Origin of the sequence: Pseudooceanicola endophyticus, from assembly GCF_018760365.1 — a bacterium.
GTDB classification, from domain to species: domain Bacteria; phylum Pseudomonadota; class Alphaproteobacteria; order Rhodobacterales; family Rhodobacteraceae; genus Pseudooceanicola; species Pseudooceanicola endophyticus.
The window spans coordinates 33315-47966 of the sequence record NZ_JAHIAB010000008.1; the positions used below are offsets into that span (position 1 = coordinate 33315).

The following is a 14652-nucleotide window of genomic DNA, read 5'->3' on the forward strand; positions in this document are numbered from 1 at the left end:
CGCCCTTGAAAACGGAGGGTGCCTCCGTATTATTATCCCATCAGCCGCCCCGACCGGCGCGGCTGGCCCGATCATACGGAACTCTCTCCCCGGGCGCGAGGCCCGGATCTTCGCATAATCGTCACATGAGCCAAGGGGGGACGCATGTCACTCTCCATCACCCTGACCCTGAACGGGGTCACCCGCGCCATCGCGTTCGAGGACGCGCGCGTGACGCTACTGGACCTGCTGCGCGACCGGCTGGACCTGCCGGGCACCAAGAAGGGCTGCGACCGCGGCCAGTGCGGCGCCTGCACCGTGCTGGTGAACGGGCGGCGCACCACCGCCTGCCTGACGCTTGCCGCGACCCTGGAGGGCGCCGAGGTCACCACGATCGAAGGGCTGGCACCGGAGGGCACGCTGCATCCCGTGCAGCAGGCCTTCATCGACAACGACGCCTTCCAGTGCGGCTACTGCACCCCCGGCCAGATCATGAGCGCGGTCGGCCTGATCGCCGAGGGCCGCGCCGGCACCGATCCGGAGCGCATCCGCGAAGGCATGAGCGGCAACATCTGCCGCTGTGCCGCCTACCACGGGATCACCCTGGCGGTGCAGCAGGCCACCCGCAGCATGGTCCATCCCGACACCGCCGCAAAGACCGGAGACGCCGCATGAAGCCCTTCGATTTCAAGCAACCCGCAACGCTTGAGCAGGCCCTGACGCTCTGGCATCCCGGCGCCGCCTGGCTGGGCGGGGGCACCAATCTGGTGGACCTGATGAAGATCGGCGTCGCCCGACCCGACACCGTGATCGACATCACCCGCATTCCCGGCCTATCAGAGATCGATCTGGCCGACGACGGCAGCGCCCGGATCGGCGCGCTGGTGAAGAACAGCGACCTGGCCGATCACCCGGGCTTCGCCGCGCGCTTCCCCATGGTGGCCGAGGCGCTGCTGTCGGGCGCCTCGGGACAGCTGCGCAATGCCGCGACGCTGGGCGGCAACCTGATGCAGGCGCCCCGCTGCCCCTGGTTCCAGCTGCCCGAAAGCGCCTGCAACCGCCGCAATCCCGGCAGCGGCTGCGATGCCCGGCAGGTGGGCGGGCTGGCCCTGATCGGGGCAAGCGAGGGCTGTTCGGCGATCCACCCCAGCGACCTCTGCGTGCCGCTGCTGGCGCTGGACGCGGTGGTCGAGGTCGCCGGCCCCGACGGGCACCGCGAGGTTCCCTTTGCCACGCTGCACCGCCTGCCGGGCGAGCATCCCGAAACCGCCACCACCCTCGCCCCCGGAGAGCTGATCGTGGCGCTGCGCCTGCCCGCCGGGGCGGCCCGCTTTGCCGGTCATGCCGCCTATCTGAAAGTGCGCGAGCGCACCTCCTTCGCCTTCGCGCTGACCTCGGCCGCCGCCGCGCTGGAGCTGCGCGACGGGCGCATCACCGCTGCCCGGCTGGCCCTGGGCGGTATCGCCCCGAAACCCTGGCGCGTCCCCGAAGCCGAGGCGCTGCTGATCGGCCAGCCCCCCGGGGCCGAGGTCTTTGCCCGCGCCGCGGCCCATGCGCTTGAGGGCGCCGACCCTGCCGCGCGCAAGAACTGGCGCCGGCTGCTGGCGATCCGCACCGCCCAGAAAGCCCTGCACATGGCGGCCCTCGGCACCCCCGAAACCCTGCCCGCCCTGCCCGGATCGGTCTTCCGTTCCCCCGCCCAGGAGGTATCCCATGCCTGAGATCGCCCAGCCCTTCCGCTTCGGCTCCAACGCCGGGCAGCCGGTGACCCGGCGCGACGGTATCGCCAAGGTGACCGGCGCCGCCGCCTTCGCCGCCGACACCGCACCTGCGGGCCTGCTGCACGCGCTCTGCGCCCCCGCCGCCATCGCCCGGGGCCGCGTCACCCATCTGGATATCGCCCGCGCCGAGTCCCATCCCGGCGTGGTGCGCGTGCTGACCCCCGCCAACCGCCCCTTCCTTGAGGGCGATCCCGCCGAAAAGCCCACCATGTTCTCGTTCCGGATCGAGGTCTTGCAGGACGACAGCGTGCGCTATGCCGGCCAGCCCATCGCCATGGTCCTGGCCGAAACCCCCGAGGCCGCCGCCGAGGGCGTGCGCCTGCTGAACCCGCAATACGCCGCCGAAACGCCCCGGGTCACCCTGGACGAAGAGGCCGCCTACCCGGTGGAACCGGGCGGGTTCGGGCGCCCCGCCGCCACGCTGCACGGCGATATCGAGGCGGCCCATGGGGCGGCGACCCGGGCGCTGGATGTGACCTACACGACCGCGCCGCAGTACCATAACGCCATGGAAACCCACGCGGTCGTGGCGGAATGGACGGGGGACCGGCTGCACCTGGCGCTGCCCAGCCAGGCCCTGGCCATGTCCTGCGCCGCCTATGCCTGGTTCTTCGGCATCCCGGTCGAGAACGTCACCCTCTCCAGCCCCTATCTGGGCGGCGGCTTCGGCTCCAAGGCGATCCCCACCGGCCCGCAGGTGCTGGCAATCCTGGCGGCGCGCGTCCTGGGCCGCCCGGTGAAGCTGATGCTGCCGCGCGCCCAGATGTTCGGCCCCACCGGCCATCGCGGCGCCACCCGGCAGCGGCTGCGGCTGGGGATCGACGATGATTTCGCGCTGACCGCGCTGGATCACGACAGCCTGTCCGAGACCTCAAGCTTCGACGATTTCCACGAACCTGCCGCCAATGCCTCCCAGGGGCTCTATGCGGCGCAGGCGCTGCGCTCGACCCACCGGGGCGTGCGGCTGGATGTCGGCACCCCCGGCCCGATGCGCGCGCCCGGAGAGGCCTCGGGCTCCGCCGCGCTGGAATGCGCCATGGACGAGATGGCCGAGCAGGCGGGCCTCGATCCGCTGGCCTTCCGGCTGCTGAACTATGCCGAGACGGAGCCCGGCACCGGGCGGCCCTATTCCTCCAAGGCGCTGCGGGACTGCTACCGACTGGGAGCCGAGCGTTTCGGCTGGGCGCACCGCCCGCTGACGCCGCGCCAGATGCGTGACGCCGAGGGCATGCTGGTGGGCTGGGGCATGGGCACGGCGCTGTTCCCGGCGCCGATGTTCCAGGCCCAGGCCCGCGCCACGCTGAACCCCGACGGCACCGCCCTGGTCGAGACCGCCGCCGCCGACATGGGCCAGGGTGCCTGGACGGCGCTGGCGCAGATCGCCGCCGATGCGCTTGGCCTGCCGCTGGAGAAGGTGACCTTCCATTCCGGCCATTCCTCTCTGCCCGATGGCGGGGTCGCCGGGGGATCGGGGCATACCGCCACCGCCGGCGGCGCGCTCCATGCCGCCGGGACCGACGTGATCCGCCAGCTGGCGGAGATCGCCACCGCCGATCCGGCCTCTCCGCTGCATGGCGCCGGCAATGCCCGGGTCGCGGCCCGCGACGGACAGCTGTTCCTGGTGGATGACGAAACCCGCGCCGAGGCCTTCGAGGCGATCCTGGCCCGGCATGGCGGCCAGTCCCTGACCGGGGGCGGCAGCGCCGCGCGTCCGCCCGAGGATGCGCAGCGCCACGCCATGTCCTCTCATGGCGCGGTCTTTGCCGAGGTGAAGGTGGATCCGGAGCTGTGTCAGGTGCGTGTCACCCGTCTGGTCGGGGCCTTTGCCGCCGGACGGATCATCAACCCGCGCCTGGCCGACAGCCAGCTTTACGGCGGCATGATCTGGGGCATCGGCATGGCGCTTCACGAGGAGGCGCATCACGATCCGCGCACCGGGCGGGTGCTGAATGCCGATCTGGCGGGCTACCACGTGCCGGTGAATGCCGACGTGACCGGCCTTGAGGTGCTGACCGTGCACGAGGAGGATCCCCATGTGAACATCCTCGGCATCAAGGGCGTCGGAGAAATCGGCGTCACCGGCACCGTCGGCGCCATCGGCAATGCGATCTGGCACGCCACCGGCAAGCGCATCCGCCGCTTTCCGATCCGGATCGAGGATCTGCTGGCCGAATGAGCCACCGCGGGGGGCCGCAACGCCCCCCGCCCTGCCTGCGATCACGGCGCCCCTGCAAGGGCGCACCGATCAAGGGGCGGGAAACCCTTTCGCCCGGGCCCGGCTGCGCTTATCTGTCGGGCAACGAACCGAAAGGGCCACAGCATGTACACCGGCATCGTCCAGACCGTCGCCTCCGTCGCCTCCGTGACAGAGCACAAGGGTTTCCGCAGCTTCGTCATCGACATTGATCCGGACCACCTGGAGGATCTGAAGATCGGCGGCAGCGTCGCCATTGAGGGGGTCTGCCTCTCGGCAACCGTGATCGAGGGCTCGAAGGTCTCTTTCGATGCCATGACCATGACGCTGGAGCGCACCAACCTGTCCCGCCTCGCCCCCGGCATGGCCGTCAATGTCGAACGCTCTGCCAAGATGTCGGACGAGAACGGCGGCCATCCGATTGCCGGCCACATCTCCTGCACCGCCGAGATCGTGGCGCTGAAGACCGAGGAGGACGGCGCCTTCCTGCGTTTCCGCGTGCCCGCCGAATGGTCGAAATACATCTTCGACCGGGGCTTCATCGCGATCAACGGCGCCAGCCTGACCGTCGCCGAGGCGGAAGGCCAGGAGTTCACCGTCTACCTGATCCCCGAGACCCTGCGCCAGACCACCTTCCGCGACTACCAACCCGGCGATCACGTCAATATCGAGGTCGATCACCAGACCAAGGTCACCGTCGACGTGATGGAGCGGACTCTGGAAAGGCTGATGCCGCAATACCTTGGCGGGCGCTGAGCCGCGCCGCCTCGCCTGATGCGGCAGGCTGAGCCAAAGCTTGCCCAGCCGCGCCCCCTGCCCCCGGACCCGCCTTGCGGGTTCCCAGGGGACACGGCACACCGCGCTGACGCTACGTGCCAGGATTTTTTTCACGAAATCGGATTTTTTCGGAACGGAACCCGACGGCCGCTGCGTTCAATACCTATCGCAATCAGGCAAGTGACCATAATCATGAACAAGACTTTTGCACTCGCAGTGACCGCCCTTCTGGCCTTCGGCCCGGTCTCCGGCGCCTTCGCGCAGACCCAGGGCAACATGCAGCAGCAGCAGGATTGCACCTCCAAGTCCGGCTGCAAGGATCAGAAATCCACCCAGCAGAAACAGCATTCCACCGCCCCGGCGACCTCGACCACGCCGAAGGCCTCGAGCCACCAGACCGCGACCAAGCAGCAGCCCGCAGCGCAGTCTTCCTCGACCGCGAAGGCCGCCACCAGCAAGGCCAAGGCGCCCAAGGTCGGCGAAAGCGGCAAGTCCGGCCACAAGTTCACCCCGGCTGCGAACAGCAAGCTGGGCAAGGCCCCCTCGGGCCAGGAATATCGCGTCGTCAACGACTATGTCGTGCTGATCACCAAGACCACCCAGGCCATTGCCAAGGTCGTCGGCCCCGCCGCCAACTACAAGTAATCGCAGCGTTACCGCGCAATGAGAGGCCCCCTTCGGGGGGCCTTTCCCGTGTCAGGCGCCAGGCGTCACCAGGTGGTCGATCAGCAGCCGCAGCCGCCGGGGCAAGGCCCGGGCCGCCGGCCAGACCAGGAAGAATTCGCCGGTCTCGTCCACTTCCTCCTCCAGCACCCGCGCCAGCCGGCCCCGGGCCAGGTCCTCTGCCAGGATGAAATCGGGCAGCCAGGCGATGCCCATCCCCGCCACCGCCGCCGTCCGCGCGCCCTCGATCGCGGTCGTCACCAGGCGCGGGGCCGACAGGTCCAGCACCCGGCCATCACGCGCCAGCCAGGGTTGCAGCCGCCCGGTTTCGGAAAAGCGGAAAGTGATGCGGTCATGGGCTTCCAGCGTTTCCAGTGTCGGGGTGCCATGTGCCGCCAGATAGCCGGGCGCGGCAAAAAGACCATGGCGATAGCTGCCGAAGCGCCGATGTTTCAGGCTGCTGTCGCGCAGCGGCCCGTTGCGGATGCCCAGGTCCACCCCCTCCTGGATCAGGTCCACCATGGTATCGGCAAAGCGGATGTCCAGCCGCACCCCCGGATAGCGCGCCAGAAAGTCCTTCAGCCGCGCGTTGACCAGGTGATAGCCCACCAGCGGCACCGTCAGAACCACCGGCCCCTCGATCCGCTCGGTCCTGTCGCGCGCCTCCGAGACGACCTCTTCCAGCATGTCGAGCGCCGGGGCCAGTCCCGTCAGAAGATGCCGCCCGGCCTCCGTCAGCTCAAGCTGGCGGGTGGTGCGGCGGAACAGCGCCAGCTCCATCTCCTCCTCCAGCCGCTGGATCGCCTTGCCCACCGCCGAGGCCGAGACCCCCAGCCGACGCCCCGCCGCCGCGAAGGAACCGAGCCGCGCCGTGGTGGCGAAACTTTCCAGAAGGGTCAGGCTGGGCAGCGCCATTCGGGAATTCCTATCCTGAATATACGGAATTAATGGATTATTACGGATATTTCCTTGGGTCGTACAGTGCCTGGGTCTCTCCCCGGACCTGCAAGGAGTTCCCGATGACCCATGTCCTTCCTCCCCTCGCGCGGCACGCCGCCACGCACAGGCGGATGGTGCTGTCGATCTGCCTGGCTGCCGCCGTCATGCCGATGACCTTCACCGGCGGCGCCATCGCCACGCCCGAGCTGGGGCGCAGTTTCCAGAACACCGGCCCGGCGCTGAGCTGGGTCGTAAACGCCTTCATGATGGTCTTCGGAGCCCTGCCGCTGATCGCCGGGGCGCTGGCCGACCGGATCGGCCGGCGGCGGGTGTTCCGCTTTGGCGTGACGGGCTTTGCACTGACCGGCGTCGCACTGGCCCTCGCGCCCTCCCTGCTGGTGATCGACCTGCTGCGCGGGCTTCAGGGGGTCTTTGCCGCCGCCACGCTGGCGGGCGGCACGGCGGTTCTGGCGCAGATCCCCGACGAGGGACCCCGGCGCCGCGCCTTCTCGATGATCGGGGCGACCTTCGGACTGGGGCTGGCCTTCGGACCGCTGGTCGCGGGCTGGGCCCTGTCGCTGGGCGGCTGGCGCGGCGTCTTCCTGGCCGCCTCGGCGCTGGCCGTTGCCTCTCTGATCAGCGGGGCGGGGGCCGTGCCGGAAAGCCGGGCACCGCAGGCCGGACGCTTCGATGCACCCGGGGCGGCCCTGTTCGCCGGGCTTCTGTGCAGCCTGACCGCCTGGGCGATCCTGGTGCCGCAAAGCGGCCTGATCGCGGGACCGCAGGGCCTGCTGATCGCCGCCTTCGTGCTGCTGCTGATCGCCTTCATCGCCTGGGAACGCCGCTGCCCGGCGCCGATGTTCGACCTTACCCTGCTGCGCGACCCGGCCTTCCTGGGGGTGCAGGCCCTGCCGGTCGCCACCTGCTTCGGCTTCGTCTCGCTTCTGGTGATCGTGCCGGTCCAGCTGATCGGCGCCGGCCATTCCGAAGTCATGGCCGCGGCAATCTCCCTGGCGCTCTCGGCGCCGGTCTTTCTGGTGCCGATGCTGCTGGCACGCTTCAGCCCGCCCCGGCGCGACCGTCTGATCGCGGGCGGGCTGTCGCTGGCCGCGCTCGGGCTGTTCGCCCTGGGGCTGACGCCCTTCGACGGATCCCTGGCGGCGCTGATCCCGGCCCTGCTGCTGATCGGTCTCGGCTCGGGCCTGCCCTGGGGGCTGATGGACGGCCTCGCGATCGAGGTGGCACCGCGCGACAAGGCGGGCGTCGCGACGGGGATGTTCTCGACCGTGCGGGTCGCCTCCGAGGGGATCGTGCTGGCGCTGGTCTCGGCGATCTATGCCGGGCTGATCACCTGGCTGGGTGGCACCGACAGCGCCACCGCCTCGGGGATCGTGGCGGGCGGCGCGGTGCCCCGGGCGCTGCATCCGGCGGTGACCGAGGCCTGTCGGGCCCTGTTCTGGGGCCTTGCCGCGCTGACGCTGCTGATGGCGCTGCTGATCCGCCGCAGGCTCGGCCCGCGCTGAACACGGGCCGGGGCCGGCTTATTTCGCAGCCATCGCGTGGCTCTTCTTGGCTGCGGCCGACATCTCGGTCGCGGCGGCGGAGAACACCTTGTTGGCCTCGTCCGTGACATCCTTGAGCGCCGCGATCGTCAGCTCGACCGTGTCGACCTGCATCTTCTTGGAGATCTCGGCAAAGGCCGCGAGATGCTCTGAGGAAAGCGCCGAACAGGAGGCCATGCATTCCGACATTGCCTCGACATAGGCGGCGGGTTCCTTCTTGGCCTTGGTCAGCTCGTAGAGCTCGGCGATGGTGCCCTTGCTCCATTTCGAGGCAAGATCGGCAGCCTTTCCGGAGGCTTCGATCACGGCACCGGCGAAATCCTCGCCAAAGCTGGCCTGCGCCTTGAAGGCCTTTTCCATCGCGCTGTTGTCAACCGGGAAGGACCCCATGAAATCCTTCATGATTGCGGAGAAGTCCTGAGCTTTTGCCATTGGTTCCTCCCATACTGGCAGCGGAACAGGTGTCCGGCCGGAAAGACCGCACTGCCGTCCCATGGTCATAGTGGAATGCTGCAGCGCAGAAATGCAAGGAATTTCTCGGCAATGCTACGGGCTGCGAGCGCATTTGCCCGCAGCCGCCGTCTTTGTCCCGGGGGCCCTCAGCGCCACCAGACCAGCCGCGCATCGAGCGCCGCGAGGAGACCGTACAGCACCAGACTGCCTGCCGAGGCCACCAGAACCGCCGCCCAGACCGTTACGTAATCCACCACCGAGGTCGCCTGGTAGATCACCTGACCGATGCCGGAATAGGCGCCCAGCATCTCGGTCACGATGACGGTGATGGTGGCGCGCGACAGGCCCACCCGCATCCCCGTCATGATCGAGGGCATGGCAGCGGGCAGTTGCAGCTTCAGCAGCACCTTGAAGCGGCTGGCCCCGAAGCTGCGCAGCAGGTTCACCTGATCGCGAGGGCTGGATTGCAGGCCGGTCACGGCATTCAGCAGCACAGCGAAGCTGACCGCCAGCGCCGCCATGGCGATCTTGGATTCATCGCCCATGCCGAACCAGATCAGCGCCAGCGGCACGAAGGCCGCCGTCGGCACCGAGGAGATCGCCACCGCCACCGGCATGACGAAATCGTAGATCCAGCCCGACAGCACCATGACCACCGCCAGACCCAGCCCGATGGCCGTGCCGATGACGAAACCGATCAGCGTGTTGCCAAGGGTGACGGTGATGTTGCTGCCGAGCTTGTCGCTCTGGTCCCAGATGCCGCCGAAGATCTCGACCGGGCCGGGCAGGATGTAGGTGGGCAGCTTGAACATCAGCACCGCCAGCTGCCAGACCACGAACAGCAGCAGCACCGAGATCGCCGGCATCAGGGCCTTCTTGAAACGGGTCATGTCATTTCCACCAGATAAAGCGTTTCTCGATGCTGCTGAGCAGCACGAACAGGATCTGCCCGATCACCCCCAGCAGCAGGATCAGCAGCCAGACGCGCTCGGTGTCCTCGAAGTAGAGGCTTTGCAGCAGCAGCGTGCCAAGGCCGGTGGTATCGCCGAACCATTCGCCGACCAGCGCGCCCACAAGGCTCAGCTGGATGCCGAGCTTGAGGCCCGTCATGATCGAGGACAGCGCCGTCGGCAGCGACACGGTGCGGAAGATCCGCATCTCGCTGGCGCCGAAGCTGCGCAGCAGGCGGATCAGCTCGGGGTCGGTACGATCCAGCCCCCGCGCGGTGTTCACCGCCACCGGGAAGAAGGTAAGATAGAGCGCGATCACCACCTTGGAGGCCATGCCGTTGCCGAACCAGATCACCACGATGGCGCCGAAGGCGATGATCGGCACCGTCTGAAGCGCCACGAAGATCGGCAGCAGCATCTGCTCGGCCCGCTTGGAGCGCCAGAAGAGGATGCCGCTCAGGATGCCGATCAGCCCCCCGGCCAGGAAGCCGAAGAAGGTCTCGGTCAGGGTGTAGACGGTGCTGTGCAGCAGGTCGGTCCAGATCTTGGCGCCACTGGCCAGCACATCGGGCAGGGGCGGCAGGGTGCGCGCCGAGATGCCCAGCAGCGGCACCAGGATCAGCCACAGCAGGAGCACGATGGCCCCCACCGCCGGGGCGCTGCGCAGGACCCGCGCCGTGGGAGAGAGAGGTTTGTCGGTCATACGTCCATCTGTTCTGAGAGGCCGCCCTGCCCTGCGCCGGGGCTGCGAAGACAAAGGGCCATTGTTTGCATACAGAAAACGCCGTTCATTTCTCTTCCGCCAGAAATCTTGGTCAAACAGGCGCCCAAAATCCGTAATTTCGCGTGGGAGCCCGCTTGCATGACCGAAAATGCGGCGAATTTTCGCGAGGCCCTCCAAATTTTCGCCTTTCCGAATCCCCTGGTGATGATTTTGCATACACAGAAAGAGTGGGCGGCGTAGACCGATCCCATGGACATGACTTCCCTGTACAGGCTTTCCCTGACCGAGACTTCCGAGGCGCTGGCCTCGGGGCGGCTGCGGGCGCGCGACCTGACCGAGGCCCTGCTGGAGCGGATCGCGCAAACCGAGCCCCGCTTTCATGCCTTCGCCCAGCTGACCCCGGCCCGCGCCCGGGCCGAGGCCGACCAGGCCGATGCGCTGCTGCGCGCCGGCCACAGCCCCGGGCCGCTGTGCGGTGCGCCTGTGGCGGTGAAGGATGCGATCGACGCGCCGGATCAGCCGGCGCTCTTCGGCAACCCGGTGCTGCACCGGGGCCGCAGGGGCGGCCCTTCGGCGGTCGACAGCCGCCTGCGCGCCGCCGGCATGGTCCGCATGGGCGCCCTGACCCTGACCGAGGGCGTCTGGGTCCAGCACCATTCCAGCGTGACCGAGCCGGTGAACCCCCACGGCGCCGATCACTGGACCGGCAATTCCTCAAGCGGGTCGGGGGTGGCGCTGGCCGCAGGCATGGTGCCCGCCAGCGTTGGCACCGATACCGGCGGCTCGATCCGGCTGCCCTCGGGCTGTTGCGGGGTGACGGGGCTGAAGCCCAGCTGGGGGCGTATCGGGGTCTCGGGGGTGCATCCGCTGGCGCCCTCCTTCGACACGGTGGGCCCGATGGCACGCACCGCCCGCGACGTGGCGCTGCTGATGGATGTGCTGGCGGGGCCCGATCCGCAGGATCCGACCAGCCTGCGCGCCCGCCCCCTGCCCTGCCGGGTCGAGGGACGACCAGACCTGCGCGGCTTGCGCCTGGGCCTGCCCGAGGCAGAGATCGCCCAAGCCGACGACAGCGTGCGCGCGGCGCTGGCCGGGGCGGCAGACACCTTTGCCCGCCTGGGCGCGACACTGGTGCCGCTGGCCCTGCCCGACCCCGAACCCGCCATCGACGCCTGGAGCCTCCTGCTGGCCGCCGAGGCCGCCCGTATCCATGCCGAAAGCTACCCCGCCCACCGGGCGCTTTACGGCAGCGCCCTGAGTGCCCTGATCGAACGGGGTCTGCGGCATTCCGGCGCCCAGATCATCGACGCCATGGCGCTGCGGCGGAGCTACAGCGGCGCGCTGGTCGCGGCCTTCGAGGGGCTGGACGCCGTGCTGCTGCCGGCGCTGCCGGTGGGCGGCCCGTCGAAGGCCTACATGGCCGCCTTCCCGTCGGACCGTGCCTCCAGCCAGGTGATCGGGCGCTATACCGTGCCCTTCAACATGAGCGGTCTGCCGACCCTGACCCTGCCCTGCGGGCGCAGCGCCGAGGGCATCCCGATCGGAATGCAGCTTTGCGGCAACCGCCTGGCCGAACCGGTGCTGTGCCGGATCGGGGCGGCCTATCAGGACGCCACCGACTGGCACGGGGTCGCCCCCGACTAGACCGGCCAGGCCGGCAGAGGGCCAAGGCCCCGCGCCGCCAAGGCCGCCCCCAGCAGATCGCAGTCGGCCCCCGGCGCCAGGGCGACCCGGTGATCATGGGCCAGATAATCCTGCACCTGATCAACAAGGTAGGAAAGCGCCCGGTCGCGGGCGTCGGTTTCCAGCCCGTCGGGGGGCAGTTGCAGAAGGCCCCAACCCTCGGCCTCCATCCGGGCACACAGGGCCGCGTCGTTCATGCCGCCTTCGGGCAGAACCAGAACGCTGCGGCTGCGCGGCGTCCGGCTGTGGGCCTTGGGCGCCTCCTTGCGGGCGGGCGGCGGCGTCGGCTCGGCCTCGTGGCGAGGGCTGTTGAGGAAGGCGCGCACACGCTCCAGCTCCTGCGGCTGGTCATAGCCGACAAGCTCCGTCCCGACCCCGATCAGGCGCGGCTCTGCCAGGCCCCGGGCGGCGAAGACCTCCAGCAGGACCTCCATCCAGACACCGCGCCCGTAGACATGTTTCGAAGGATGATGCATCGGCCGCCCGCCCCATCCCTCTGCGAAAGAGGTTACGCCGACCCCGCTGGAGGGAGAGCCGTCGATGCCGAACAGCACCACGTCCTCGGCCTCGGCCGCCCCGGCGCCCTCCAGCAGGTCGGCCACGGTTTCGGCCAGGGCGCGGCAGTGGCGACGGTAGCCGGGGGTGTCGTATTGCGGGCGCGACTGCCACCAGCGGCCACATCCCAGAAAGGTCATCTCCGGGCAGGGCATCTGGAGGATCCGGTAATCGGCGGCGCGCAGGATCTCGACCAGCGGGAACATCGCGCCGGCGCAGACCTCGAATTCGGCGACCTTGGCATTCTGGTTGGCAAGGCAGTTGGACAGCACGGCCAGGCGTCTGGGCATCTTGGAATCTCCGGGGGAAAACACGACGGGCGCCCCGAAGGGCGCCCGGATCTGCGTCAGGCGGGATGGATCACTTGTCCATCAGCTTGTCTTCGGCGGGCACCTTGTCCCAGAAGGAGGGGTCGAAGGCGTCCGAGATCTCGACCGGCTTGGTGATCGCCTCGTATTTCACCAGGTTCTTCTCGACGGCGGAAATGGCATCGAGGTTCAGGTAGCCCAGCCCCTTGGAGGCGCCGGTGGAGCCGGTCATCAGGTCCTTCACCTTGTCCAGCATCTTGGCCTGGTGATCGCGGTCCAGGCCGGTGCCGGCATCCATCACGATATCGACGGCCTCATCGGGGTGCTGGAAGGCGTATTTCCAGCCGCGCAGGGTGGCGTTCAGGAAGGCCTGCACCACCTCGGGCTTCTCGGCGATCATCTTGTCGGAGGTGATGATCGCATCCTGCTGAGAGGTCATGCCGCTGTCTTCGGGCGAAATCACCGTCAGATCGGTCAGGCCCTTTTCCAGCAGGGTGTTGTATTCATTGTAAAGCGTCGCGGTGGCCACATCGAAATCACCGTCGATGAAGGGCTGCAGCGTCACGGATTGCGAGATGATGTCGACATCCTTGCGATCGATCCCGTTGGCCGCCAGCACCGAATACAGCACGTATTGCGGGCCGGTGAACCAGGTGGCGACCTTCTTGCCCTTGAAGTCGGCGGCGGTCTTGATGCCGGAATCGGGCTTGGTCACGTAGACATAGGGGGTGATCTGCTGATCCATGCCGATGGCCTTGATCGGCAGGCCCTTGGCGCGCGAGGCCAGCACGCCCTCGGTGCCCGAGGCGATGCCGAAGGTGTCGGCGCCCGAGGCGACCAGGGTTTCCACGTTGATGTTGGGGCCACCCGGCTGGATCGTCATGTCCAAGCCGGCGTCCGAATAGAAGCCCTTGGCCTTGGCGACGTAAACGCCGGCGAACTGGGCCTGGGTCAGCCATTTCAGACGCAGGGAAACGGCTTCGTTGGCATGCGCGGACGCCGCGCCGAACACGGAGACAGCTGCGAGAAGCGAGGCGGTGAGGATCTTTCTCATGGTATCACGTATGCAATCATTCTGTTTCGGGATACCTAACCTTAGATACCTCGAAGCATTTCCGGAGAAATTATCGCTAGAATCCGGAAAAATTGCATATGACGCTCAAATCCTCGCCAGCGGAAGGCAGCTGCTTCGGGAACTGCGTGATATTGAAGCGGGTTTGAAACCTTATTTATGCAGATACGTGATTTCTGCATCCAAATCACCCAAACCGCGCCCGAGTCACCCTGCCCGGGCGCGTTACAGCCCCGGACCTCAGCCCAGAAGATGCGGGGGAATGGTGGCGATGAAATCCGACAGATGATCGCCCAGCAGGCGGACATGTTCGCTGGCCGCAACCATGGCGGCATCGGAATCCCCGGCCTCGATGGCGTCGATGATGCTCTGATGCTCGGTCAGGGTGGCGCGCATCTTGCCCGGCTGGAAGGTCACCTGGCGGCGATAGGGCGACAGGCGCAGCCGCAGCGCGATGGTCTGGTCGGCCAGGAAATGGGTATGCGCCGCGAGGTAGAGAAGATCATGGAACTCCTCGTTGATCTTGTAGAAGGCCTCGGGCTCGTTCTCTTCGAAGGCGCGCACCAGACGGGCCTGGACCTCGGACATGCGGTCCTTTTCCTCGCGGGAGGCGCGGCGCGCGGCCAGCCGGGCGCACAGCCCTTCCAGCGCCGCCATCAGGTCGAACATCTCGATCAGCATCGGGATCGACAGGGTGGCGACCATGGTGCCCTGACGGCCTCGGACCTCGACCAGGCCGGTGGCGACCAGCGCCTTGATCGCTTCACGCACCGGGGTGCGCGAGACGTTGAACCGCTTGGCGATCTCGGTTTCATCCAGACGGTCGCCGGGCTTCAGCTCTCCGGCCACGATCATCCCTTCCAGATCCCGCCGCAGCTCCTCAGCCCGCGTCGGCTGGCGACGCCCCGTGGTTTCAGAGCGGGTCTCAAGTGTCTGGGTCATCGGGATACTTTCTTTGTTGGTCAGGGCAATCATGGCATGCGGGGCCATTTATACCAAATCGGCGCGTTGT

At 68.0% G+C, this 14652-nt stretch carries 14 protein-coding genes; 7 read left to right on the forward strand and 7 right to left on the reverse strand.

All coding sequences use genetic code 11. From position 1 onward, the window contains the following. The first annotated feature begins 144 nt into the window (after positions 1–144). The 5 genes from KM176_RS14410 to KM176_RS14430 all read left to right on the forward strand — a co-directional run bounded on the left by KM176_RS14410 (position 145) and on the right by KM176_RS14430 (position 5376). A complete protein-coding gene (locus KM176_RS14410; RefSeq protein ID WP_160894780.1) occupies positions 145–654 on the forward strand; it encodes a (2Fe-2S)-binding protein in 510 nt (169 codons plus the stop codon). Further along, the gene (locus tag KM176_RS14415; protein ID WP_160894779.1) at positions 651–1700 is read left to right on the forward strand and encodes an FAD binding domain-containing protein; all 1050 of its coding nucleotides are present in this window, start codon (positions 651–653) and stop codon (positions 1698–1700) included. The genes KM176_RS14410 and KM176_RS14415 overlap by 4 nt, the downstream gene beginning before the upstream one ends. Continuing rightward, a complete protein-coding gene (locus tag KM176_RS14420; protein WP_160894778.1) occupies positions 1693–3936 on the forward strand; it encodes a xanthine dehydrogenase family protein molybdopterin-binding subunit in 2244 nt (747 codons plus the stop codon). The genes KM176_RS14415 and KM176_RS14420 overlap by 8 nt, the downstream gene beginning before the upstream one ends. A 144-nt stretch (positions 3937–4080) precedes the next feature. After that, positions 4081–4710: a riboflavin synthase subunit alpha gene (locus tag KM176_RS14425; RefSeq protein ID WP_160894777.1), complete on the forward strand. Its 630-nt coding sequence runs from the start codon at positions 4081–4083 to the stop codon at positions 4708–4710. A 213-nt stretch (positions 4711–4923) separates the two neighbouring features. Continuing rightward, the gene (locus KM176_RS14430; protein ID WP_160894776.1) at positions 4924–5376 is read left to right on the forward strand and encodes a hypothetical protein; all 453 of its coding nucleotides are present in this window, start codon (positions 4924–4926) and stop codon (positions 5374–5376) included. A gap of 51 nt (positions 5377–5427) precedes the next feature. Here the strand turns inward: KM176_RS14430 and KM176_RS14435 are convergent, their stop codons facing one another. Then, entirely contained in the window at positions 5428–6309 is an 882-nt protein-coding gene (locus KM176_RS14435; protein ID WP_160894775.1) for a LysR family transcriptional regulator, read from the reverse strand. Positions 6310–6413: 104 nt separating this feature from the next. Between KM176_RS14435 and KM176_RS14440 the strand changes: the two genes are divergently transcribed. Beyond that, positions 6414–7856 carry an MFS transporter gene (locus KM176_RS14440; RefSeq protein WP_160894774.1) on the forward strand — a complete coding sequence of 481 codons (1443 nt, stop codon included), beginning with the start codon at positions 6414–6416 and terminating at the stop codon, positions 7854–7856. Between the two features lie 18 nt (positions 7857–7874). On the opposite strand, the gene KM176_RS14445 is transcribed toward KM176_RS14440, so the two are convergent. From KM176_RS14445 to KM176_RS14455, 3 genes are all read right to left on the reverse strand, one after another. Further along, positions 7875–8327 (reverse strand): phasin, PhaP, encoded by a 453-nt coding sequence (locus tag KM176_RS14445; protein WP_160894773.1) that lies wholly within the window; start codon positions 8325–8327, stop codon positions 7875–7877. A 167-nt stretch (positions 8328–8494) separates the two neighbouring features. Next, a complete protein-coding gene (locus tag KM176_RS14450) occupies positions 8495–9238 on the reverse strand; it encodes an ABC transporter permease (protein ID WP_160894772.1) in 744 nt (247 codons plus the stop codon). 1 nt (position 9239) lies between these two features. Further along, positions 9240–10001 carry an ABC transporter permease gene (locus KM176_RS14455; protein WP_160894771.1) on the reverse strand — a complete coding sequence of 254 codons (762 nt, stop codon included), beginning with the start codon at positions 9999–10001 and terminating at the stop codon, positions 9240–9242. A gap of 270 nt (positions 10002–10271) precedes the next feature. Here KM176_RS14455 and KM176_RS14460 point away from each other — a divergent pair, with 270 nt between their 5' ends. After that, entirely contained in the window at positions 10272–11666 is a 1395-nt protein-coding gene (locus KM176_RS14460) for an amidase (protein WP_160894770.1), read from the forward strand. On the opposite strand, the gene KM176_RS14465 is transcribed toward KM176_RS14460, so the two are convergent. From KM176_RS14465 to KM176_RS14475, 3 genes are all read right to left on the reverse strand, one after another. Then, positions 11663–12550 (reverse strand): hypothetical protein, encoded by an 888-nt coding sequence (locus tag KM176_RS14465; RefSeq protein WP_202397833.1) that lies wholly within the window; start codon positions 12548–12550, stop codon positions 11663–11665. The two genes, KM176_RS14460 and KM176_RS14465, sit on opposite strands and share 4 nt — an antisense overlap. Positions 12551–12620: 70 nt before the next feature. Continuing rightward, positions 12621–13622 carry an ABC transporter substrate-binding protein gene (locus KM176_RS14470; RefSeq protein WP_160894769.1) on the reverse strand — a complete coding sequence of 334 codons (1002 nt, stop codon included), beginning with the start codon at positions 13620–13622 and terminating at the stop codon, positions 12621–12623. A 258-nt stretch (positions 13623–13880) separates the two neighbouring features. Next, on the reverse strand, positions 13881–14582 hold the full coding sequence (locus tag KM176_RS14475) for a GntR family transcriptional regulator (RefSeq protein WP_202397832.1): 702 nt from the start codon (positions 14580–14582) through the stop codon (positions 13881–13883). Positions 14583–14652 lie beyond the last annotated feature (70 nt).